The sequence below is a fragment of the Grimontia hollisae CIP 101886 genome (genome assembly GCF_000176515.1).
In the GTDB taxonomy this organism is placed as follows: Bacteria; Pseudomonadota; Gammaproteobacteria; order Enterobacterales; family Vibrionaceae; genus Enterovibrio; species Enterovibrio hollisae.
Genome location: NZ_ADAQ01000004.1, coordinates 1 through 21,352, shown reverse-complemented (window position 1 = coordinate 21,352; position 21,352 = coordinate 1). Strand labels below are relative to the sequence as shown.

The following is a 21,352-nucleotide window of genomic DNA, read 5'->3' as shown; positions in this document are numbered from 1 at the left end:
TGCCTGCCAGCTGGTAGGGACATCCATGCTGACAATGCGCAGACCTTTTTCCTCAATCATGCGTTTGAGCTGTTTCCAGTCGTGGTCGTTGAGGCGGGTCAGGCGGTCTATCTGTTCAACAAGCAGAATGTCGTTTGCCTGGGTATCTGTGAGCAGGCGGTTTAATTCCGGGCGGTCGAGTTGGGTGCCACTGATGTTTTCGGTGTAGTAACTGGCAATGCGTTGGCCATGTTCCTGGATGAACTGGTCGAGGGTGGCTTTTGCCCGTTCGGCATTCTGTTCATCGGTCGAGGCGCGAAGGTAAGCGCGAATAAACATGGTTTGTCTCCCTGAAAGTGGCCAGTGTCGCATTTAGGTGGTTGCAATAGGTAGTGTCGCATTTAGGTGGTCACATTGCCAGTTTTTGTATCAGGGTAGGGTGGTCGCGTTGGGGTATACCCATAATATTGTTGGCTGGAGCAATGATTGACTATTAATAAGCTGTTAACTTATACTGACAACAGAAAGGGCTTCATAGGGTTTGTCACCTAGCTATCGCGAACCTATGCTCTAGTCTCAAGCTTGCTAGGAAGTTTGCCTGATAGTTGCACAACATTAGTTGTGATCTCCGGTCCCATAGTGCTAAGGAGAGGCCACGAGCTATCACATTAAAAAACCCAAACGAATAAATCAGTCGTTTGGGTTTTTTAATGTCCCTATAACCGTGCCTGTAGCGTTTTTAGCTCCATATGCGGAGATGATAGAGTAACTGGCAACGCCACTGATCATCTGTAATTGTAAAGCTACTCTGCCAATTTTAGTATTTAGGATGACAGGTCTCGCTGGGTTATGTTTTGCAGCCAAGTTGACTAGTATATCTGTCCCTGAAACCAAGATTTCTTGCAATTGGGTAACAATGTCTAAAGGCTCTGTAAGGCACAAATCTGCTTGATGTTTGTCCCAGATATGTCTGGCACCGTAGGCGCCAGAACGTTGGGGACCAAAGCCAGTATCCCCAAGCTTTAGAAAGATATTTCCTTCAGGGATGCCTGATTTATTTGCAGGTATCATCCCATATGATAATTTCCCTGTTTTAGGATTGGCAATGAGCGCGTTTTTTTGAGTTCTCTTTTTTAGTAGCTCTCTGGTCAGGTCAGAGGCTTGTATTATAGTGCCCATGCTCTTTATTCCTTATTCCTCAAAGGTTGCGCCTACTTCATTCATTCGACTGATTAGTGCGTTGTAGGACTTGTCTTTTGGTTTTTCTTTATAGATCTCTTTTATTACTTCTAATGGGTTAAGAATTAACACATGGTTAAAATCTCCTGATGTGCCTTCCTTTGCTTTTATAAAGCCATTTTCAACTAATAGTTTCATCCTACCTGACCATGTGGTTACCGCTCTTTCTCCCGAAAATCCTGATTCATAAGCAAATCTCTCTTTGTCCTTGATGTCGAGGTAACCTTCATCAAAAACGTTGCACCACAACGTGAAGTATGTGGACGAAACCGGTTTTCCTTTGCCTGCTAAATGATCCATAACCTTAAATACATATGGCAACGTTCTAGGTACTGTTGTGAACCCATCGTGTGTTGTTCGACTCCATATCTTGAGGCTTTCAATCTCATCTTCCCAAAGACTGTCTCTGATATTCAGCCGCTTTTCAGCTAGTTTGCTAGCTCCTACTTTTTTTCCACGTTTGCTCATAAAACCTCCCGATGTGTGAATGTAATTATCATAGTTAACTTATTGATTGTAAAAGATTAACTTGCTTTGCCGTTTGTTTTATTCCCCCCTAATTAATTACATAATTAAGTTTGAACTGTAATACATATCGCAATCAAGGTATTGAATTGTGATATATATTACATAAAATTCGTATAAATTTATGTAATTTAAAGCTTTATTAATAAATTTGCGTGCTCACTGTGCTTAATGTACTCAATGTGATGATTGTGCTCGATGTGCTCGATGTGGGTATGGGAGGCAAGTCTATGGTTTAAGAAGTGTTTGATTGGACGATTTCTACATTATCTATGGCTCAGCTAAGTCTAACTGTGCTGAGCAACATATTGTCAAAGTTAGCTCACCAAGATCAAAAGCTTTCACCGTCTGCGCCAAAGTGCGGCTAAGGCGGTGAGCGGTTTCACGTGTGGTTTTCTCCTTGTGGTTTCCCTTCATCGCCGCTCCCGCCGCCTTCTTTTCCCTGGCACCGCAGAACCTGTCCTTCAAGGGTAAATAAACGCAAACAGCGCGCCCTTGATGGCCAGAACCGTGCAGTGCCTTCGGGAAGGCAGGCGAAAACGGCGATGAGAAACCACTAAACAAGGAGAAAAGCCATGTCACGTTCAACCTTCCTACCACCAAGCAGCACTAGGGCGCAGCCGGCGAGCAACGTATCTCCGTTGCATCACTCAGGCTCCACAACGATGAGGGGGCTGTTGCCGTTCCAGGCAGAAGTCATGGATGAAGGGCTTTACCGTCTTCACGAACGTTTACGGGCCATTAATCCGAATGTTCAGCAGGTTGTGTGGGCGCTGAATGTGGCGCTCAATCAGCATGGCTGGGCCATTCATACGGTCGAAGATCTGGAATGTTTTATGGATGCGGCGGAAGTGTGGGGGCAAGAAAATGACTGATTCAGAATATTACCGCACCATTGCGAAAACCATCCTTGGCCAGCTGGGCGGAAACCGTTTTATTGCCATGACAGGGGCGCGGCAGTTTGTTGCACTGGATTCGCCAGGTCTGCAGTTTGATTTGCCGGCGCGGTTTGCGAAAGAGGGCGTTAACCGCATTCGGGTGGTGCTGGATCCGTCCGATACTTACACCGTCACGGCGTTTAAGCTGTGTCGCCGGTCGTTTGAATGCCCGGAAATGGGCAGTCAGTCAGGGGTGTATTGCGATATGTTGGAAGGCGTGTTCAGTGAGTTAACGGGGCTGAATACCAGGCTTTAATAAATTATGTAACTTACATAAACAACATAACAGGCATCACTTACGCAAGTGATGCCTGTTACTTAAGAACGTTCTAGTTTGCACCCAGCCAGAAGTCGGCGAGCAGCTGGCTGACACGGTCAATATCAGTGCCGCGATGTGTTGCCGTAATGGCGGCGATAAAAGGATCCGTTTTGTCGTGAATAATTGTTGTGACCACTTCAAACGTCGAGGGCCCGCTCAAACTGCGGGTTAAGGGAGTGACTTAAGGTGTAGATATTGGTCATTTAAGATCTCTGCGGCTTCTCGGTTGCGACTGTCACTGCTGGCCAGAAGCTCTGCCACGGCGAGCAGTGCCTGGGCGGCAGGGGTTAATGTCAGGTCCTTTCCCCAGAAAGGGGCGGCGATCAGGAGTTGCCCGTCAGCGGAGGGACGCGCCTGAAGTTCCCGTATTTTTTTCTGCATCGGCTCGCGGGTAAACAGCCAGTATTCTTCCGGCTCCAGATAGTCGGTTAACTGTGCCGCCGCGACTTCTCCGCCCCAGATGTCTCCCTCTTCCAGTGTGATGGTCTGCCAGTGACGCGGCGTTGTTACCCGAAAGGGTGCCAGTTTTTTTCTGAGCACCTGAGGATACGCCGTCAGCCATTGTTGCATGAGTGCAGGCTTATCCAGAAAGCGCCGGGATTTTTTGTCTTTAGGAATAGCCTGTGTGTCAATAAGGTACGTCAGTGTTTTACTGATCATTCCCAGTGAAACACCGGCTTTTTCAGCCATGACTTCATAGGGTTGATTCAGGAGCGTATCGTCAGCCAGCAGGGCAAACAGGCACTTCATGATCCCCACACTCAAGGTTGGGCGCGTATCCGGAATGTGTTTCCGTTTCTTCCCTTCTATGTGGAGAAAAAAGCCGGGCTGCACAATATGGGCATTACCGGCTTCATCCAGATAGTTGATGCCTTTTTCTTCACTGTACTGCCGTAAGAAAGTGCTGAGCGGATTGCAGATCAGCAGGGTTTCACGCTGGCGTTGTGTTTGTAGAAAAGCATCCAGTGTGGCTTTGCGGTGAATGCGTTTGATGTCGGTATCAAATGTCCGTGTTTCCCCTGCTATTTTCAGGGTCACGGTGGCATCTACGTCACTGTTTCGCGCACTGGCATCCTGGTATTGGATGTCGGTGATCTCGATGTGCTCAGGCAGTGCGTCCAGCGCCTGACTCAATATCTGCTGGTCCATTTTCACGATTGGATTGTTTTCATGATTCATGAAATATATCACTAAGAGGGATAACCTTCCACCTAGATACTGACATTGGCATCAGAATGATAGTTAGAACTATGTCCTATATGACTGGTTAATCACAAAAATAATGATCTGAACTTACTGTCATTTCAAAGTGTGTTTAGCTGGGTGTGAACATAATTGCATATAATTAAAAGGAGACATTTCCGATGAATGATTGGGATTACGTGAATTTTAGTGAAGATCATGAAATGAATTATCATTTAGGGCTGGTTGGTAAATCGAAATCTGAACACAACCGAAAATACCTAAGAGACAACACGCAATGGACAGCAAAGAATAAGCTGGATAAAACCCGCATTACCCATACAGAGTTCAAACCTTTTGTTGTTGCTGATAAGCCACGTTTGAATGATCCGGTGTAACGGTAAATAAATCTATTGCTATCAGTTAGGGCGGCAGTCGACCATCATATCAATCTGAACCGGTTGGCCTTCCATTCCAGTCCGTCAATCAGGCCACGGTCGTACATGCCGCCCCAGTCGTAGAAAAATGGCGCAAAGCCTTCACTGCCGGTGAGGTGTGAAAGGCCAATACACGCGATCACCACGGCACCGGCTATCGCGTATTCAATCGGGTCACCGGTGCGGAATCTGCCACCGAACAGGTGAAAGCGCCGGTCGCTGTAAGGCGAGAACGGCACGCCGGAAACCGTCATGGCATCGGTGACAATGTGACTGACCCCGCCCCAGGCAAAAGCGGCTAACAGGCCGTGCCAGTCCCACACGAAGGTGGCAGCGAGCGCAAAGATCAGCCAGTGGGTAAAAATATGGGTCGGTCCCCGATGTTTGATGCGCTTTCCCGTGACTTTTACCACCCATTCCATCCAGTCCGGTGCGGTCGCGCCAGCAATGCAGGCGGCGACATGCGGAGGGGAAATCACGGCGCACATGGCGCCGGCTATCAGGGTGTGACTGAACCAGCGCACTACCTTTCCTCCTTTCCTGCAGGTGGAAGCCATGCAAGGTTTTTCAGGTAGGTGTTGATATGGGGCGCTTTGCCGTCATCGCACATGGCTGCGAGGGCAAGCCGATGCTCCGTCACTTTGGCTTCAAACTTCAGAATGTCGCGCTGCGCACTGGCGACACTTTCAAGGTACGCCACCTGTTCACTGATGTTGGCCACCCCTTCTGCCACCCTTGCCTGTGATCGGGCTTCGAGGGAAAGATAAAGCCCCATCATGCGATAGGCGTGATTACGGTTGGCCATGGAATCCACAAACTCGGCAACGGCGGTCGCTGTGGCTGTTCTGCGCTGGTATTCCCACTGGCGTTCGCGGGAAAGCTCGGTGGCGCTGTAAAGCGGCATCTTTCCGACAATCCCCACATAATGCTCACCAATGTCTGGCCAGCCTTCGGTGTCGTACTGGTCATAGCTTGCTTTCATACCGGCCACGAGGTCGATATCGAGCTTGAACTTACTCTTTTCCGGGTAGCAGTTGATCACGGCCTGATAGATGGCATCCGGGTCTGCTTTCGGGGCGCGTTTCAGTGCAGGGAGCGGTGTGTTGTAGTGTGGGCTTTTACCGTGCAGGGTGGGCAGCTCGTAGGGTTTGACGTCCGGTGGCGGCGGTACCTGTTCGCGCTTCCATGAAAAATCCAGCGGCCAGTCGCCTTCGCCGGTTGTGGCGAAGGCGGTGGCCGACAGCAGCCAGGCGAAGGCGAAAATCGGAGTGTTATTCGGCACGGCTTGCCCTTCTTCCTGAGCCCAGCATCTGAAGGCCACCCAGCACCGCGCCGGCCTCCCAGGCCCCGGCGACAATACAGAGTGCGACCATAAACCAGATAAGCGCCTTGGTGGTGTCGTAGCTGACATCACTTTCCAGATTGGTGATCTGGGGGCTTCGCCGTTCAATCAGTGGGCGGACAGAGGGAGGCAAGCGCCCTTCCTCACTGGTGGCAACCAGCCAGAGTGTTGCGGAGAGCATGCACTTTCGGGCGATCTGCGCTTTGCGGCCAGTGAGCTTGTGCGCGTCATCGATGAATAGCATGGCACCGGAATCGGCCAGATACTCAGCCAGCAGATCAGCCTTTTGTTGCAGGTTGAGTTTGTGCCAGGGCGTCGCGTGCTCATCGTCTTTCTTCCATTCCCTGTGCCAGACATCAATGCCTTCCACTTCCACCCAGCTTGAAAGTGGCATCAGTCCTTCGAGTTTGACGGGCGTGGGTTTGGGGCCCCAGATGGTCTGTCTGGCGTCATAAAGACGCTGCAGCCAGCGGGTTTTACCGGAATCATGTGCCCCGGTGATCAGCTGGCACTGTTTGCGTTTGAGTGCGGTTTCTTTTTTGGCAGCATTGGGCGCATAGCGGCGCGGTGCGTCCACAATCAGTGGCGTCACATAAGCACTGCCGTCCTTGCGGGTGCGTTTGCTGTCTGTCCGGAGTTTTAAGTAGCGCATGGCACTTACTGTAAGGCACCGCCAGCGTTTTAAATATGAACGGTGGGCATTACTCGGTGCGCCTCTTCCGTCTTTGTAACTGAGGTGTTTATTACCCTGTAAATTGCTTTATTCTGCGCCCATTTCGCGTTCGCTTCACACCGGTTTTTTCCGCACAGTAAAACGAAAAAAAATGCGAAGCATTAGGGGTAAACAAAACCACCCAATCCAAAATCGGGATTCACCCCCTGCCCTGTTCGCAAAAAAAGTTCGTTTAATCCGGACACAGACATAACAGGTCTATAGACGGGGGCTGGGTGATGCAACACCTAAGCGTTAACCTCACTCAATTTCCGTACCGTCTTTTTCCTGTTGTGTTGGTTTTTCAACGTGGTGCTTTATCAGGTGCGATCAGTTTTGCGACAGATTAGATAGGGGCTGGGCATAGTCGCACGGTTCGCCAGTACCGCTGCAGGTCGGGGCGTCTCTCCCTTCCGTTTCCTGACTGGTTTGTACACGTAATAAGTTATGTAAGTTACGCCTGTTGCGTAACGTAAGTCACTTATGATTGAAACCTCACAGTCAGGCAATGTAATTACATCACCCGTTAGCCTTAAACCTGCTTATCACCGCTGCCGTTCACCCGGCCACGGTACGTCCCCGTCAAGACGGCATCACGTTGTCACACACCATTTGTTTTCATAACCCGGGTTATGGCCACCCATTTCTTTATTGTCGCTGGCGTGGGTTTACCCGCATACGACAACAGGTCAGGTGTGATCCCTGAAAAGTGCGATAGGTATCTCTGAGGACGAGTTGAAGTGACCTCCATCAAGAGGCAGAATGAAGCGGTATTTATGTTCATCCCTTTTCGGTTCTGTTGCGGCAACAACAAAAACCGTCTCTACACATCCCTGTATTGAATAGGCCCGTTTCCTTTTCGTTTTTTGGAATTCAGCACCTTATAGAACGTCAGGTGTAATGCATTGCAGAGTTGTAATGTCTGCGATCGGTGGGAAAGCATTAGGTTTTGAGTATATTCACAGTTACATGATCCAGGCGATCCTGATCTTTTTACGCACTTCTAATGCACTATAACTTTATGTGTTGATAGATAAAAATACAGACTTCTGTTCATCAAATAATGCCTCCTTTTACACGTCATTAAACCAGTGATAAGCTTTCTGTGTGAATAATTAACACAGCGGTGACAGACTCATCGACACACTTTCCCTCAAGCCACGTACTTTCCGCTGTAACCGCTCTCAGGTGGTCAAGGCGGCTGTCGCACATCTGGCAACATTGTCAGACAAAGAGATCATTGCGCTTCTTGAGAAAGAAAAAGAAAAGTGATTTTTGTTGGTGACTGTGGATTGGTGTGGTAACTCAACGAGTTATCCACAATCCACAGGCTATATAACCCTCTATAAGATCTTTATAAGATCTCTATAAAAGATCTATAAAGATCTATAGCCTCTGAAAAGCCCTTTTACATCATGATGTTACAGCTCTATTGGCGACATATTTTTAGTGTCAGGGTCACGTTTTTTTAGTCAAAACTCCCTTTAAGGTTACATATTATTAGTCTATGGTCACTTTTTTTTAGTATTTGCGATCATTTTCTTAGTGTCAGGGTCACAGATTTTTAGTCTCAGTCAGAATGTTGCCCACATGGTCACATAAATTTAGTGTGTGGTGAATATCTGCTGGTAAACGGTCACAGGATTTTAGTATTCTAGCCCTATACACTAAAAAAGTGTGACCATAGGCACAGCGATAATGACCGATACCCTCGATAAACGTTATCAGGTTACGACCGAGAACCCGAACGAATTACCCCAGCAGTTTTTCAAGAAAAGCCACGAACTGGTGTTCAGCCAGCTTGGCCTGTCAGCGCGAGAGCATGACATGATGGCACTGTTTCTTTCCCGCCTTCACAAAGATCACTGGACGGATTTTCTGGAAAAACGCGATATTCATGCCCCTCGCTACACCTTCAGCTCTGATGTGCTCAAGGAATGGTTTGGCCTGAGCTCCAAGCAGCTCTATCCGACACTGCGCCCCGTGGCTGAGCGACTTTCCGGGCGTAAGGTGGGTGTGAACAACGACAAAGAGCAGGAGTTTGACTTCATCCCGCTGTTTGCCCGGGTGAAATACCAGAAAGGCGAACTGTCGATTGTGCCGAACTCTGAACTTATCAATGCCTACATTGACTATTCCGCCGGTCATGCACAGATCAACCACAAAGCTTTCCGAAGTCTGAAATCAGAGCACTCGAAACGCCTCTATACGCTTCTCTCGCGCTTTAAAGACAAGGGCACACTCCATCCCCAGTCCATAGAGACGTTACATGGCCTCTATGGCCTTCTGGATGAAAAAGGGCAGCTTCTGAAAAACAGCTACCGCCAGAACAAGGTCTTTATCGACCGTTGCATCAGAAAGCCGATCAAAGAGATGATGGACTGCCCGGAAGTCAGCAGGGAAATCGAATTTCACACTGATGCGGAAACCGGTAATGTTGGGTTTGCCCCCGTGATGCGTGGTCGAAGAATGGTGGCTATCCAGTTTCTGTACCGTTGGCAAACTGATATCGGGAAAGCGGAGAAAGCCGAGCGTAAAGCCCTTGAGCAGGAACCGGTGCCGGATAATCCGATGCTGGTTCTGGCACGGGAAGCCTGGGAGATTGTGATGGCCTGGCCACACAAAGGGCAGCTGAATGAAAAACATAATCTGGCACTGCAATCGGTCGAGCTGGGTATTATCACCATGCCGGAAGATATGCCGCTGGATTCCGGCTTTATGGCCAGATTAGCCAGAGCGAGAGAAAGTTTATCTGGTTGATAAATAGAATAATCATAACTTAGTTAACTTACGTAAGTTATGATAGTTGCGTCACTTTCTTCACTGATGCATGATAGACCAACTCACGCATTGTCAGGATGACTATCATGCCAAATTACGCCTATCTTCGCTTGATACCCATCAAAAAAATGCCCCGAGAGGCATTTTTATAGAGCGTGTATATATTGGCTGTAAAAGCGTTAATTAGGACATATTACGCGCAATAGCTACGCGTTCATCGCGGAGGATTTGATACCAGTATTTCAATGATTGCATAATCATTTTGACGTTATCACCGATACGGTTAATTTCTTTAAGATCTTCGTCGCCTAAAACACGAGAGGGGAATTTAGTATATAAATCAGTGAAATAGTCTAAATCAAGTCCTACACCTGTCCAGTCCACGATTTTTTCTGTACCGTTACCACCAATTATATTCCAGCCTCCTGTTGGAGAGTTCCCCTCTTTAAGTAGGAACTCTAATGTTGTTGATCCTAGATGTTTAGATATTAAATCCTCTATATCTTTGACGGTACCTGTCATAAACATTTCTAAGTCTGCCTGAACAATGTCGGGGTTTTTTGTCAGGAATTTCGCCATAACAGCGAGTCTTAACATGGGACTGAGGCCATAATTGTCTTTATCAAAATTATCTCTAAAGGCGTAGCCATTGGTATTGTCAAAATTAGTATTATATTGATTTTTTAATGCATTGATGCCGCCACCTTCAGTTTCAAGGTAATTCAAGATATTTTTGGCTAAAGAATTTTCTGGCGCCTTGGTATTTATGCAGTCCCAAACACTTTTCAATTCATCTGCAAATTTTTTGCCATCCCACTGTTCATGAACGCCATGACTGCCACTCCCTGTACTTTCGAGGTAGTGAGCCATTTTGGCTTTAATATCGTCCGGGATATTTTTATTATTGGCCATAAAGTCAATCACAGCTAACTGGAAGAGATCTTCTCGCGCAAATCCTTTTTTGGTTTCATCAGAGCTCTGAAGCAGCTTTTTTAACGTTTCAAACATGACTTTATTGGCCGAGTTAAACATTGCTGCCCCCCCTTCGGTCCAGCCTTGCAAGATACTGAGGTCTTCAGTGCTTTTGCCAATAGCCTCTAACATCGCATCTGAGATGTTTGATTCAACATTCCCTGGATTGGGTGGGGTGCTTCTCAGTGCTGCTTTCTGTTTTTGTAACAGTGCTTGTAGTGTCTCAGGGGAATACGGCGCTTCTAACTTTGTGGTGTCATTAAGAAGCGTCATCACAGGCTCTGGAAGAGAGGATTCTTGTGCTGTAACCGTTAATGGTGGCGTTGCTGTATTTTGATTTGTTGTATTGAGATTAACATTTAACATAAATACCTCGATAATGTTTTACTATTGATGGCATTGTGAAAAGTTTGGTTGGTTTGCTACTACACTTATTTATCATTTTGTAGTTAACATTATCAATAGTAAGATGCGACAACTTTATTCTGATGTTGCTCACGGTGTGTGAGTTATCGTAATACGCTACAGTGTTTGCTCATTTGTCGGGGTGGATGCTGTCACTCCTGTATTTTCCATGGAGCTATCTGATCGGCAGTGAAGGTAAGTTGTCCAAGGGGGATGCAAATATCGGTTTTCGACCGCGCATCATGATGATCATCTTTTCGAACGGCATTTCGCGCAGCTCTTGCGGTAGCATCAACGCTCGCCGCTGCTCGCTTACCGTGATGGTTCTCCCGCTTTTCCCCGTCGTTCGCTGTACGCTTTCGGCCTTGACGGTTTTGTCGCCTAAAAACTTGGAAATATCTTCTGCATCCTCTTTTTCTGGCGTGTAAATCAATTGCACTTCATGGTTGCCGATGAAGGTGGTAGCGGTATTGTGCCCGTACCCTTCAGGTTCGTGTGCCCGTATCTGCGACGGATTTTGCGCAGATCATGAAAATTGAAATCATTGGCACTGGTTGCTGCATCAAAAATGGGGTTGTTCCAGTCCTGTAGCGCCGCTTTGAGTGTGCTCGCTACATTCGATTGTCCCTTTTCTTCATCCAGTGCGAGAATAAGTCAGCTCGGGAATATTGAAGCATTGCCAATGGCTTTGCTAGAACAGCATATCGAGGTGCAACAGAAGAAACTGGAGCAGCAACGCAAGTTGCTTAAAGGGCTACAGCAAGCGACCTGATCCGCTTTTTTGAGTCGTTACCTAAACTAACAACATTATCGAGATAAGGAAGATGTCAGCAATCACGATAACCGTGGACGGTGGTGAAGTGTCTGTCCGCTATGAAGAAAAGACCAGTGAAAACATCGAAAAACGCCTCCTTTTACACTTCATTAAACCAGTGATAAGCTTTCTGTGTGAATAATTAACACAGCGGTGAAAGTCATGGGACGTACAACCAGTGTCACCATCGGTGAAAACCTTGATAGCTTTGTCGAACGCCTGATCAAATCTGGCCGTTACGGCTCAACCAGCGAAGTGGTTCGCAGCGCCCTGCGTTTACTCGAGCAACAGGAAAATCAGCTCGAACTCTTAAGAAAAGCAGTGCTCGAAGGCGAAGAGAGCGGCGAAAGTACCCTGTCTTTGAAAGAAATAGCCGCCCAGCGTAAAGCCAGACTGAATGTATAAACTGTCTAATAAAGCCGCTGAGGACTTCGGTGGAATTTACGAATACACCTTCCTGAATTTTGGTGAGCAGCAGGCCGACCGCTACGTGGAAGAGATGGAAGCCAGCCTGAACACCTTGTCAGGCTCCCCGATGATAGGCCGCGAATGCAGCGAGATTGGCCCGGGCATTCGCCGACATGATCATCATAAACACGCCTTTTTCTACCGTATCCGAGAGCAGGACATCTTTATACTGCGCATCCTTCATCAGCAGATGGACCCATTGCTGCATCTAATGTGAGCCAGTGGCGGCTATCGCCTCACTCATGGCTGCACTGAACTTTGCCATAAAGGCTGCATCCAATGCCCTGCCCTGTTCGATCAGTTTAGCGCTGTGCATCATCATGCCGTTTAGCTCTTCCACGGTCGGATTACCACTCTGGCCAGGCACAAAATCCATCACCAGATCATACACCATTTCAGCATGTTCAATCGGTGCTTTTTCCTGCGCCAGCTTGGCGCGTTCTGCCTGCTCTTCTTTGTTCACCGGCTTACGCCAACGATACAGAAACTCCACTTTAGCAATCTTGCGGCCACTCTTCATGGTGCGGTAACCAAACGTCCCTTCCGGGCTGATCTGGAATTCAATGTTCGGGTCGTGTTTGGCGATCTCTTCAATCGGCTGACGGATACAGCGGTCAATAAACACCTTGTTATTGGCATAACTGGTTTTTATCAGCTCCCCTTTTTCATTCAGCAGGCCAAAGAAGCCATGTAGTTCCTCAATGCTCTGAGGATGCAGCGTATGTGCTTCGTTCTTGAATCTGGAAAGCAGAGGGTAGAGGCGTTTTGAGTGCTCTTTCTTGAGCTTACGGAACACATGGTGATCCACTTGTGCGTGACCCTGTGATACGCCCAGATACTCTTTCATCAGCTCATCGTTAGGAATGATAGTCAGCACCGCATCTTTGTAAGAAAGGCGTTTAAACAGGCTCACAAAGTCAAATTCCTTGCGATCCGGCTGGCGAATACCAATCGCTCGGTTAGCGAGGCTCTCAGCAGGTCCGCTCAGGGTGTTATAAAGGTTGGAGCTGCTCACGCCCAGCCACTCACACAACACATCAGATTTAAACTGATACGCCGGTGCACGGATGGCCGTGCCATCGATGAAGGATTGCCAGTGCTCCTGATGTAAACGACTCAGTAACAAGGCCATAATGTCATGTTCGCGGGGACTAAGAGAAAGCTGGCTGAAAAGCAGATCATGGCTTTTTTTGAAAAACTGCGCTGGCAGCTGGCGACTGTTATCAGTCAGAATAACCTGCTGTTCATTCTCAAGTTTTTTCTGGTTATTTGGACTCACCCTCTTCCTCCGGGTCACAACATTTTCCGGTCTCAAAAGACCAAACACGTTTAAGGTCACACTTTTTTCCGGTCTATGGCTTGATTAAAGAAAAACCTGTAACTCTAAGCATCAGTATCGAAGTAAAACAGACAGTTCATAAAGTCTCTAAAGAAAAATGTGTGACCTTAACAGTCCTGTCAGTAAAAAAATGTCCTTTTAAGGGTGTTGTAAAGCCTTGTACACGGATATTTCTTACCTTTAAAGAAAATCCTGTTACCTTAAAAAGAAAAAATCGATCAATTAACAGAAAAAGGTGTAACCCTAACAGAAAAAGGTGTAACCCTAACCGGAAAAACATGATCATTTAACAGAAAAATATGATCATAAAAAAGAAAAATGTGTAACCAAAACATTCTTAACTTACTGAATCAAAATGGAATTCAGGGGCTTATATACTTTATAGATCTTATAGATCAATTAGAGATCTTATAGAGCTGTTATATACAGGGTGGATAAGTTGATAAATCAGAGATTTATCTAACTTACCCACGCCAGAAGACCCATCAAATTTTCTTTTTTTTTCTGTTAGAAAACACATGCATTCTGCTTAAATTTTGTCTAACATGCAACATTATCAAACAAATTTAAAAATGCTGCACACAAGGGAGATTTATTGCATGTCCTCCAGAAAGGAACAGGTCGGCAAAATTGCGGAGCGTTCTATCAGAATGTTGTCGGCACTTACTGATCAAATCAACAATCAAAAAGAAGAGTTCGACGCCAATCACTTTCATCAGAGTTACACCAAAGCTACGGTAGCCAAGCTTCCAAAGCTTTCTAAAGCTATCGTGGATAAAACGGTGTCGGAGATGGAAGAGTCGGGCTATCAGTTTGCAAAGCGAAAGGCTGGCAGCACCCAGGTGTATGCCATGTCTATCCAAAATATCATCGATATCTACGCCCACCGTCAGGTGCCACGCTACCGCGATCGTTATGATGATGCTTTTGTGATCAGTATTGGTAACCTGAAAGGCGGCGTGTCTAAAACAGTGAGTACTGTTTCACTGGCACACGGTCTGCGCGCTCATCCTCACCTGCTGCAAGAAGATCTCCGTATTCTGGTGATTGACCTCGACCCCCAGTCATCTGCCACCATGTTTCTGTCGCATAACTACGCGATAGGTTCAGTGGAAACCACTGCTGCTCAGGCAATGTTGCAGAATGTCAGTCGTGAAGAGCTGCTGGAAGAGTTTATCGTGGCGTCCGGTGTACCCGGTGTGGATGTGATCCCCGCATCGATTGAAGATGCCTTTATCGCCTCCAAGTGGGACGAGCTGTGCGCCGAGCACTTGCCTGGGCAGAACGTGAATGGCGTTTTGAAAACTAACATCATCGATAAGATTCGCGGTGACTATGACTTTATTTTTGTTGATAGTGGTCCGCACCTTGATGCGTTTTTGATCAACGCGCTGGCGTCAGCAAATCTTTTGATGACCCCTATCCCACCGGCGCAGGTTGATTTTCACAGTACGTTGAAATATCTCTCCCGCCTGCCGGAACTGTTCGGGATCATCGAAGAAAGCGGCGTGTCCCCGTCTCTTGTGGCCAGCATCGGCTTTATGTCAAAACTCGCTAACAAAGCCGATCACAAACTGTGTCACAGCTTTGCCAAAGAAATCTTTGGTGGCGACATGCTGGATGTTGCCCTGCCCCGCCTTGATGCCTTTGAGCGTTGTGGCGAGTCGTTTGATACTGTGATCTCTGCTAACCCGGCGAACTATGCGGGCAGTGCGGATGCCCTGAAAGGGGCGCGAGTGGCGACAGAAGATTTCGCCAAAGCCGTGTTTGACCGCATTGAATTTATCCGGTCTGAATAAGGAAACCGAACATGTCTAAACGTAAACCGATAGGCCGGACATTGGCGACTAAAGCCTTACTCGATGACGCGCCGAAAAGTGCGGCACGTGAGCAGGTGTTTGTTTTAGGCTCTGGTAAGAAGGCCACTTTTACTTTTACCCGTATTGAAGCGGATGCACTGGAAAGCACGACCTATGTCGACATGGCCACCAATGGCCGCGATCAGAATGCCCTGACCGAAGCTTCGGTCTCAGACATTACCCGTACCCTGTCGCTGCATCAGTTTTTCCCCGCCATTGGCTGCAAACGTGCAGACGAACGTATTGAAATTCTCGATGGCTCGCGCCGCCGTGCGGCTGCCCTTTTTATCGGTACCGGCCTTGATGTGTTGGTCACTGAATCAGATATCAGCGTTGAAGATGCGCGTCAGCTGGCGGCAGACATTCAGACTGCGCGTGAGCATAACCTTCGCGAAGTGGGCCTGCGTTTACTGGCACTGCGTGACGGTGGTCTGAATCAGAAAGAGATCGCAGAAAGCCAGGGCATGTCAGCAGCGAAAGTGACTCGCGCTATTCAGGCAGCATCGGTACCGGCAGATATGCTGGCTGTGTTCCCGATTCAGGCAGAGTTGACCTACCCGGATTACAAGCTGTTACTTGAGCTTGCCACCACCTTTACCGACAAAGGACTGGATTTGGCAACCCTGGTGGCGGCAGTGATGGTTGAGCGTGACGAACTGGATACCAGTATACCGGCAGACCGCTATAAAGATGCCCTGCTGAATGCCTACAAATCTGCCGCGGCGCAGCAGCTTTCCGTCCCCAGGAAAGCTCGTTATAAAACAGAGAAGCTCTGGACGTTCAGCGACAAAGACACCTTTGCCCGTCGTAAAGAAAAAGAGCGTACTGTGAGTTATGAGTTCGGCAGGTTGCCAAAAGCCCTTATCAAAGATCTGGATGACGCAGTAGCGCGCGTGCTTGAACAGCATTTGAATAAGTGAAATCAGGTAATTTTCGCCATATTGATTTCATGTCTATCTTTATGAAAAACAAAGATTTTTAAGGGAAATTTCAGGGTGAAATCGCCATATTTTCACCCTGATTTCATTCTCCGTTGACCGGCTTCATTCTTCCTTGTTTTACCCATAGGCATTCCTATTAAGACACGTCATTATGTGCGTTTTTCTATTCAGGGAATGATGATGCCAAATTACGCCTATCTTCGGGTATCCAGCGACAGTCAGGATACCGCCAACCAAAAGCACGGTATCTATGAATACGCCAACACAGTTGGCCTCGCCAATCTGGTGTTTGTTGAAGACTCCGTGTCCGGTGTGAAGAAATGGCATCAGCGCCGGTTGGGCCCTTTGCTGGAAGGTATGGGGGAAGGCGATACGATTGTGTTTGCCGAGATCTCGCGCATGGCGCGTTCAACCCTTCAGGTGCTGGAGATCTTGGAGCTCTGTATGGACAAGGGCGTGAATGTGCACATTGCCAAACAGAACATGCAGCTTGATGGCTCGATGCAGGCGCGGATCATCGCTACTGTTCTCGGCCTTGCCGGCGAGATTGAACGGGAGTTTATCCGCCTGCGTACCAAAGAAGCCCTTGCCGCCAGAAAGAAAAACGGCGTGATCCTGGGAAGACCGAAAGGTCCGGCCAAATCCCTCAAGCTTGACCCCAAACGCGAGCAGATAGAAAAGTATATCGGTATGGGGCTGAGTCTTCGTGAAACGGCACGGCTGATTGAGGCTGCGCCGAGTACGCTGAGTGAATACATCAAAAGACAGGGGATTTCGGCGTAAACCGGAAAGCACTGGTCTTGAAAACCGGCATACGTCAGAGTGTATTAATACTAGTTATATAAATGACGTAACTAGAGTAAGTTATGTAAGTTACTGATGGGTTATGCCGCCGGTTTTCCTTACTTCACCTATCCCGCCAACCTGTGGCCATCACGGTCAACGCCACCCCAACAACAATCCGCTACGCGCATTTGGTGTGGCACCGTCATGGCCACAGGCGCGGTCTTGTCATCGTTCGTCATTCTGGCCCTGTTTGTTTTTCAACCCCTTCCCCAGTCTTGGGGCGCGATGCTTCGCAACGCTAAAGCCTACGCACCGCCTTTGAAACAGCACCAAGGCCGTGCGGGCGAATAGGGTGGTCTAGCGGGTAATGGACAATTCTGAGTTAGGAGTTACGTTTATGAGCAATCAGTTCGGATAACTTCAAATTAGGGAAAAGGTATTACGCAATCAGTGTCTTGCGACCCGCTTTCCTGTGCTCATCCGAGCAATTTACTTAATAAGGCAGCGACGGGCTTGTTCTACACCCAAATAAAGTGTCGGCTGCGCGACACTTATTCTTGTTTGTTAGAAATTACTGTGAGGATAAGGTGGCAAAATTCGGATTTGAAACTATTGCCTTAATCAGCTCTTGGGTTGCAGGACCAAATGCATCAGCGACATTCTTACAAGCCCCTGCTGCTGACCAGCTAGTATCAAATTCATGTTTAATATTAACAGGGTATTGTGCTCCATTCGAAGCAATGACATTTGCCGCTAGTGTCCAATTAGCAGGAGTGACAGAGCTAAAAGATACATTATTTAGGTCAATTGAGACTTCGGAAGCTTTAACGTCATACCGTTGAGCAAGAACAAGCTCTTCAATGAACGCCTCTTTTACGTACTCAGGTATAGTTTTACCCGGATAAACCTCAATATCACCATTTAAGCGGCACAACAATGATGAGTCATCTGACATAGTAACAGCGCCAACAGCTAAGCCTTTATGATCAGCTAGCTCTGTTTGAATTGTCGCTACATTAGACATCGATGCTTTGTATGGGATCGCATTCGTTGTTTCACAACCAACTAAGACTACAAGTGCCGCACCAACTGTTGTGAGTTTGTAAATGTTTTTCATTTTTAATCATCCTGATTTATACGCCATAAGCTAAGTTAGCTTATCAAAAACAGATGGTTATAGTTGATCGCTTGGCTCGCATATTTAGAGGCCTGTCGGAATTTCCTACCCTACTAAATAGACAGACACTTTAAGGACTTAGCATAAGCGCATGTTTTGAATAGAGTATCATCATACTCCACAAAATCACGAACGAGAAAATACGACAAAGTGGGGTATTTTCTCCACACCTCACGACTGGATTAGAAAATCTATGGAAAACTCTCGATGTGAGAGTTGGCGGGTTTGCTTTAGTCAACAAGAAAAGGGGCAGAAACGAGTTGGTAAAGACGCATAGATACACTGATAATGCCGCCAGTCTTCCTCACTCAGCCAAACCGCCTCCCTCTGGCCAACACGGTCAACACCACCCCAACAACAATCCGCTGCGCGCATTAGGTGTGGCACCGTCATGGCCACAGGCGCGGTCTGGTCGCCGTTCGTCATCCAGGCCCTGTTTGTTTCTCAACCCCTTCCCCAGTCTTGGGGCGCGATGCTTCGCAACGCTAAAGCCTACGCACCGCCTTTGAAACAACACAAAGGCCGTGCGGAAGAGTGGGGGAGGTGTAGCGGCTACCTGGTATCGGAGAGTTTACGCCTTGCATGTCCGGAGGTGTTCGCACCAATTGCGCGCCGCATTATTCTGGTCGCAGGCTCCCGCCATAATGCCTCTGCTTAACATAACTTGGTCACAATGCGCCGTCGCTCGTTCCTCACGCCGTTCCGCTTCGCCGCATTGCGCGAAGTTATATTAAATTGGCGCAGGTTCAGGTTCCTTTCTTCGTCGCTTTTCCCTGCCTTCGGCAGCGGCATTCGCCGTGCGCTTCTGGCAAGCCAGTGTCACGCAAAAGCACCACCGCATCCCCCACCCGCCCAGAGCTGCGCCCCACAAGTGATAAAAGGGCAGTAAGGTGGGTGTGGGTTGTTATGTTGTCTGGTCTGGGTTTGGTGGTGTTTCTAAGTGGGCGCAGCGCGGGTTGGTCGCGGTGGATTTTTTGCGATATTGCAAAGTCTGTTAGGTTTAACACAATGGGAACATAATGTGAAGTGGGGTGGTAATAAAGGGGGCGAATATATATGTTTTCTGTCCATTTCCACATTATAGAAAAACTTTATCAATCTCACCTCAAGAGCTTTCAGTAAGTTTCCCAATGTTAAACGAGATGTATGTAGAAAATATCAACTTGATCGTATTTTCTCACTCCCTTTTTTGGTTGTCCTTATGTTATCTTCATTAAAATATGTACTTATTCCAGAAATTTTCGTTATTCAGATATATAAAGGTTGGGGGTGATTACCCCATTTTTGAGTCTAATAAATTCTTATGCCCTAATATATAAAAGGAAAATTCAGTGACAATTGTTGAAGCGATAAAAGAAGTTCTTTCGACATTGGAAAAGCCTCTCACATACAAAGAAATATATGATGAAATAATTAGTCGAAATTTATATGAATTTGGTGCTAAGGTTCCAGAAGCAATTGTAAACAGCAAACTTCGCAAGCATTGCTTCGGGTTGGATTTTCCGTCAGCTAGTCCTGCCAAGCATTTTGTTATTGATAGTAAAAATGGAAAAGTTACAAAGTACTATTTGCTTGACCAGAAACTGACTTCAAAACCTCAGAAACAAAAAGAAAAACCAGTACAAATTTCAAACGATAGACTTCCAGAAGAAAAGCTGTATGACGCATATCTTGAGCATCGTGCGGGCGTTAAAAACCAACTCTTGGAACAGATATTATCTTCAGAGCCAGCTTTCTTTGAACGCTTAGTTGTCGATTTGTTATTAGCGATGGGATATGGAGGTGACTTCCCAGGAGCCGGGCTTGTAAGTGGCTCTCCAGGCGATGGGGGTATTGATGGTGTTATCAAAGAAGACAAACTAGGTTTGGATAAGATCTATATCCAAGCAAAACGCTACACGTCTAATAAAATAGGTCGCCCTGATCTACAGCAGTTTGTTGGTGCGATGGAGAATGTTCAGAAAGGAGTTTTTATTACAACGTCATCATTTGCTAAAACTGCTGAAACATATGTTGAAAAGCAACAAAAAAGTATAGTTTTAATTGATGGCGATCTTCTTTGTGATCTCATGCTAACCCACGGGGTAGGTGTCACTTTGGTAAAAAGCTACGCAACCTTCAGAGTTGATACTGATTACTTTACAGACGACTAACTAGGGGTATAACACATATGATCCTTCTCCTGTCAATAGCCAATAGCATTCTTTTGGCTGCGCCAGCAGCCATAGCTTTCAAACAAAAGAGTCGTCTACTTCATTTTCTCCACACTAAAGTTATCCGAAGTGGACGCTTTAGTTCTAACCCGTTTCTGTCTAAAACTCAGTTAGCCAATATCCTACATACCTGCGATCGGCTATAGCCGGTCGCTTCTGCAATTTCTCTCAGGCTGAGGCCTTTCTTTCTGTAGCTTCTCACTTTCTGGTGCCGTTCGATGTCAGGCTGTTTGCCTTTGTATTTGCCGTTGGCTTTGGCGGCTTCTATTCCCTGGCGCTGGCGTTCTCTTCGTGTTTCGTAGTCCTTTCTGGCCATGGCGGCCATCAGCTCTATCAGCATGTTGTTGATGGCATCGAGCACGGCTTTGATGATGGGATCGTTGTGAGTGAGGGCGTTGCTATCGAGTGCCTGCCAGCTGGTAGGGACATCCATGCTGACAATGCGCAGACCTTTTTCCTCAATCATGCGTTTGAGCTGTTTCCAGTCGTGGTCGTTGAGGCGGGTCAGGCGGTCTATCTGTTCAACAAGCAGAATGTCGTTTGCCTGGGTATCTGTGAGCAGGCGGTTTAATTCCGGGCGGTCGAGTTGGGTGCCACTGATGTTTTCGGTGTAGTAACTGGCAATGCGTTGGCCATGTTCCTGGATGAACTGGTCGAGGGTGGCTTTTGCCCGTTCGGCATTCTGTTCATCGGTCGAGGCGCGAAGGTAAGCGCGAATAAACATGGTTTGTCTCCCTGAAAGTGGCCAGTGTCGCATTTAGGTGGTTGCAATAGGTAGTGTCGCATTTAGGTGGTCACATTGCCAGTTTTTGTATCAGGGTAGGGTGGTCGCGTTGGGGTATACCCATAATATTGTTGGCTGGAGCAATGATTGACTATTAATAAGCTGTTAACTTATACTGACAACAGAAAGGGCTTCATAGG

25 protein-coding genes are annotated in these 21,352 nt (G+C 47.3%); 11 read left to right on the top strand and 14 right to left on the bottom strand.

Annotated elements, in window-relative coordinates; all coding sequences use genetic code 11:
- From VHA_RS00250 to VHA_RS00240, 3 genes are all read right to left on the bottom strand, one after another.
- On the bottom strand, positions 1-318 hold a 318-nt coding region (locus tag VHA_RS00250), incomplete at its 3' end, for a recombinase family protein (RefSeq protein ID WP_040527875.1).
- Between the two features lie 351 nt (positions 319-669).
- The gene (locus VHA_RS00245; protein ID WP_040527874.1) at positions 670-1,158 is read right to left on the bottom strand and encodes a hypothetical protein; all 489 of its coding nucleotides are present in this window, start codon (positions 1,156-1,158) and stop codon (positions 670-672) included.
- Between the two features lie 12 nt (positions 1,159-1,170).
- The gene (locus VHA_RS00240; protein WP_040527873.1) at positions 1,171-1,686 is read right to left on the bottom strand and encodes a hypothetical protein; all 516 of its coding nucleotides are present in this window, start codon (positions 1,684-1,686) and stop codon (positions 1,171-1,173) included.
- Between the two features lie 632 nt (positions 1,687-2,318).
- Here VHA_RS00240 and VHA_RS00230 point away from each other — a divergent pair.
- Positions 2,319-2,618: a hypothetical protein gene (locus tag VHA_RS00230; protein WP_147280904.1), complete on the top strand. Its 300-nt coding sequence runs from the start codon at positions 2,319-2,321 to the stop codon at positions 2,616-2,618.
- Positions 2,611-2,937, top strand: coding sequence for a hypothetical protein (locus VHA_RS00225; protein ID WP_005500665.1), 327 nt, complete (start codon positions 2,611-2,613; stop codon positions 2,935-2,937). Before VHA_RS00230 ends, VHA_RS00225 begins: the two co-directional genes overlap by 8 nt.
- A 73-nt stretch (positions 2,938-3,010) precedes the next feature.
- On the opposite strand, the gene VHA_RS19175 is transcribed toward VHA_RS00225, so the two are convergent.
- The gene (locus VHA_RS19175; protein WP_005500664.1) at positions 3,011-3,136 is read right to left on the bottom strand and encodes a hypothetical protein; all 126 of its coding nucleotides are present in this window, start codon (positions 3,134-3,136) and stop codon (positions 3,011-3,013) included.
- Between the two features lie 32 nt (positions 3,137-3,168).
- On the bottom strand, positions 3,169-4,179 hold the full coding sequence (locus tag VHA_RS00220; protein WP_005500663.1) for a type IV toxin-antitoxin system AbiEi family antitoxin: 1,011 nt from the start codon (positions 4,177-4,179) through the stop codon (positions 3,169-3,171).
- A gap of 185 nt (positions 4,180-4,364) precedes the next feature.
- On the opposite strand from VHA_RS00220, the gene VHA_RS00215 reads away from it, so the two are divergent.
- Entirely contained in the window at positions 4,365-4,580 is a 216-nt protein-coding gene (locus VHA_RS00215; RefSeq protein ID WP_005500662.1) for a hypothetical protein, read from the top strand.
- Between the two features lie 44 nt (positions 4,581-4,624).
- On the opposite strand, the gene VHA_RS00210 is transcribed toward VHA_RS00215, so the two are convergent.
- From VHA_RS00210 to VHA_RS00200, 3 genes are read right to left on the bottom strand one after another with little or no spacing between them, the layout of a single operon-like run.
- On the bottom strand, positions 4,625-5,143 hold the full coding sequence (locus VHA_RS00210) for a metal-dependent hydrolase (protein WP_005500661.1): 519 nt from the start codon (positions 5,141-5,143) through the stop codon (positions 4,625-4,627).
- On the bottom strand, positions 5,143-5,901 hold the full coding sequence (locus tag VHA_RS00205; RefSeq protein WP_005500660.1) for a hypothetical protein: 759 nt from the start codon (positions 5,899-5,901) through the stop codon (positions 5,143-5,145). Before VHA_RS00205 ends, VHA_RS00210 begins: the two co-directional genes overlap by 1 nt.
- The gene (locus VHA_RS00200; protein ID WP_005500659.1) at positions 5,891-6,613 is read right to left on the bottom strand and encodes a hypothetical protein; all 723 of its coding nucleotides are present in this window, start codon (positions 6,611-6,613) and stop codon (positions 5,891-5,893) included. Before VHA_RS00200 ends, VHA_RS00205 begins: the two co-directional genes overlap by 11 nt.
- Positions 6,614-8,371: 1,758 nt before the next feature.
- On the opposite strand from VHA_RS00200, the gene VHA_RS00195 reads away from it, so the two are divergent.
- Entirely contained in the window at positions 8,372-9,433 is a 1,062-nt protein-coding gene (locus VHA_RS00195) for a replication initiation protein (protein ID WP_005500658.1), read from the top strand.
- A gap of 204 nt (positions 9,434-9,637) precedes the next feature.
- On the opposite strand, the gene VHA_RS00190 is transcribed toward VHA_RS00195, so the two are convergent.
- The 3 genes from VHA_RS00190 to VHA_RS19065 all read right to left on the bottom strand — a co-directional run bounded on the left by VHA_RS00190 (position 9,638) and on the right by VHA_RS19065 (position 11,473).
- Positions 9,638-10,792: a hypothetical protein gene (locus VHA_RS00190; RefSeq protein WP_005500656.1), complete on the bottom strand. Its 1,155-nt coding sequence runs from the start codon at positions 10,790-10,792 to the stop codon at positions 9,638-9,640.
- 214 nt (positions 10,793-11,006) lie between these two features.
- A complete protein-coding gene (locus VHA_RS18505; RefSeq protein WP_229333330.1) occupies positions 11,007-11,336 on the bottom strand; it encodes a type IV secretory system conjugative DNA transfer family protein in 330 nt (109 codons plus the stop codon).
- Positions 11,261-11,473, bottom strand: a complete 213-nt coding sequence (locus VHA_RS19065; protein ID WP_233264406.1) for a type IV secretory system conjugative DNA transfer family protein — start codon at positions 11,471-11,473, stop codon at positions 11,261-11,263. The genes VHA_RS18505 and VHA_RS19065 overlap by 76 nt, the downstream gene beginning before the upstream one ends.
- A gap of 334 nt (positions 11,474-11,807) precedes the next feature.
- Here VHA_RS19065 and VHA_RS00175 point away from each other — a divergent pair, with 334 nt between their 5' ends.
- Together VHA_RS00175 and VHA_RS00170 are read left to right on the top strand one after the other, a co-directional pair.
- Positions 11,808-12,050, top strand: coding sequence for a type II toxin-antitoxin system ParD family antitoxin (locus tag VHA_RS00175; RefSeq protein ID WP_005500649.1), 243 nt, complete (start codon positions 11,808-11,810; stop codon positions 12,048-12,050).
- Entirely contained in the window at positions 12,043-12,330 is a 288-nt protein-coding gene (locus VHA_RS00170) for a type II toxin-antitoxin system RelE/ParE family toxin (protein ID WP_005500647.1), read from the top strand. Before VHA_RS00175 ends, VHA_RS00170 begins: the two co-directional genes overlap by 8 nt.
- On the opposite strand, the gene VHA_RS00165 is transcribed toward VHA_RS00170, so the two are convergent.
- Entirely contained in the window at positions 12,322-13,392 is a 1,071-nt protein-coding gene (locus VHA_RS00165; RefSeq protein ID WP_040527864.1) for a RepB family plasmid replication initiator protein, read from the bottom strand. The two genes, VHA_RS00170 and VHA_RS00165, sit on opposite strands and share 9 nt — an antisense overlap.
- A 659-nt stretch (positions 13,393-14,051) precedes the next feature.
- On the opposite strand from VHA_RS00165, the gene VHA_RS00160 reads away from it, so the two are divergent.
- The 3 genes from VHA_RS00160 (at position 14,052) to VHA_RS00150 (ending at position 17,035) form a co-directional block, all read left to right on the top strand.
- Positions 14,052-15,251 carry an AAA family ATPase gene (locus VHA_RS00160; RefSeq protein WP_005500643.1) on the top strand — a complete coding sequence of 400 codons (1,200 nt, stop codon included), beginning with the start codon at positions 14,052-14,054 and terminating at the stop codon, positions 15,249-15,251.
- Between the two features lie 11 nt (positions 15,252-15,262).
- Positions 15,263-16,231 (top strand): ParB family protein, encoded by a 969-nt coding sequence (locus VHA_RS00155; RefSeq protein WP_005500642.1) that lies wholly within the window; start codon positions 15,263-15,265, stop codon positions 16,229-16,231.
- Positions 16,232-16,432: 201 nt separating this feature from the next.
- Positions 16,433-17,035: a recombinase family protein gene (locus tag VHA_RS00150; protein ID WP_005500641.1), complete on the top strand. Its 603-nt coding sequence runs from the start codon at positions 16,433-16,435 to the stop codon at positions 17,033-17,035.
- 574 nt (positions 17,036-17,609) lie between these two features.
- On the opposite strand, the gene VHA_RS00140 is transcribed toward VHA_RS00150, so the two are convergent.
- Positions 17,610-18,155: a hypothetical protein gene (locus tag VHA_RS00140; RefSeq protein ID WP_040527860.1), complete on the bottom strand. Its 546-nt coding sequence runs from the start codon at positions 18,153-18,155 to the stop codon at positions 17,610-17,612.
- 451 nt (positions 18,156-18,606) lie between these two features.
- On the opposite strand from VHA_RS00140, the gene VHA_RS00135 reads away from it, so the two are divergent.
- Both VHA_RS00135 and VHA_RS00130 read left to right on the top strand, forming a co-directional pair.
- Positions 18,607-18,873, top strand: coding sequence for a hypothetical protein (locus tag VHA_RS00135; protein WP_005500638.1), 267 nt, complete (start codon positions 18,607-18,609; stop codon positions 18,871-18,873).
- 673 nt (positions 18,874-19,546) lie between these two features.
- On the top strand, positions 19,547-20,368 hold the full coding sequence (locus VHA_RS00130) for a restriction endonuclease (protein ID WP_005500632.1): 822 nt from the start codon (positions 19,547-19,549) through the stop codon (positions 20,366-20,368).
- A 166-nt stretch (positions 20,369-20,534) separates the two neighbouring features.
- On the opposite strand, the gene VHA_RS00125 is transcribed toward VHA_RS00130, so the two are convergent.
- The gene (locus VHA_RS00125) at positions 20,535-21,152 is read right to left on the bottom strand and encodes a recombinase family protein (protein ID WP_005500630.1); all 618 of its coding nucleotides are present in this window, start codon (positions 21,150-21,152) and stop codon (positions 20,535-20,537) included.
- Positions 21,153-21,352: the final 200 nt, after the last annotated feature.

Coding starts and splice junctions, on each gene's coding strand:
- VHA_RS00150 (WP_005500641.1), top strand. CDS start 16,433: ATGCCAAATTACGCCTATCTTCGGGTATCCAGCGACAGTCAGGATACC.
- VHA_RS00245 (WP_040527874.1), bottom strand. CDS start 1,158: ATGGGCACTATAATACAAGCCTCTGACCTGACCAGAGAGCTACTAAAA.
- VHA_RS00220 (WP_005500663.1), bottom strand. CDS start 4,179: ATGAATCATGAAAACAATCCAATCGTGAAAATGGACCAGCAGATATTG.
- VHA_RS00135 (WP_005500638.1), top strand. CDS start 18,607: ATGGCCACAGGCGCGGTCTGGTCGCCGTTCGTCATCCAGGCCCTGTTT.
- VHA_RS00190 (WP_005500656.1), bottom strand. CDS start 10,792: ATGTTAAATGTTAATCTCAATACAACAAATCAAAATACAGCAACGCCA.
- VHA_RS00125 (WP_005500630.1), bottom strand. CDS start 21,152: ATGTTTATTCGCGCTTACCTTCGCGCCTCGACCGATGAACAGAATGCC.
- VHA_RS00240 (WP_040527873.1), bottom strand. CDS start 1,686: ATGAGCAAACGTGGAAAAAAAGTAGGAGCTAGCAAACTAGCTGAAAAG.
- VHA_RS00200 (WP_005500659.1), bottom strand. CDS start 6,613: ATGCGCTACTTAAAACTCCGGACAGACAGCAAACGCACCCGCAAGGAC.
- VHA_RS00155 (WP_005500642.1), top strand. CDS start 15,263: ATGTCTAAACGTAAACCGATAGGCCGGACATTGGCGACTAAAGCCTTA.
- VHA_RS00225 (WP_005500665.1), top strand. CDS start 2,611: ATGACTGATTCAGAATATTACCGCACCATTGCGAAAACCATCCTTGGC.
- VHA_RS00170 (WP_005500647.1), top strand. CDS start 12,043: ATGTATAAACTGTCTAATAAAGCCGCTGAGGACTTCGGTGGAATTTAC.
- VHA_RS00215 (WP_005500662.1), top strand. CDS start 4,365: ATGAATGATTGGGATTACGTGAATTTTAGTGAAGATCATGAAATGAAT.
- VHA_RS00230 (WP_147280904.1), top strand. CDS start 2,319: ATGTCACGTTCAACCTTCCTACCACCAAGCAGCACTAGGGCGCAGCCG.
- VHA_RS00175 (WP_005500649.1), top strand. CDS start 11,808: ATGGGACGTACAACCAGTGTCACCATCGGTGAAAACCTTGATAGCTTT.
- VHA_RS00195 (WP_005500658.1), top strand. CDS start 8,372: ATGACCGATACCCTCGATAAACGTTATCAGGTTACGACCGAGAACCCG.
- VHA_RS00140 (WP_040527860.1), bottom strand. CDS start 18,155: ATGAAAAACATTTACAAACTCACAACAGTTGGTGCGGCACTTGTAGTC.
- VHA_RS00160 (WP_005500643.1), top strand. CDS start 14,052: ATGTCCTCCAGAAAGGAACAGGTCGGCAAAATTGCGGAGCGTTCTATC.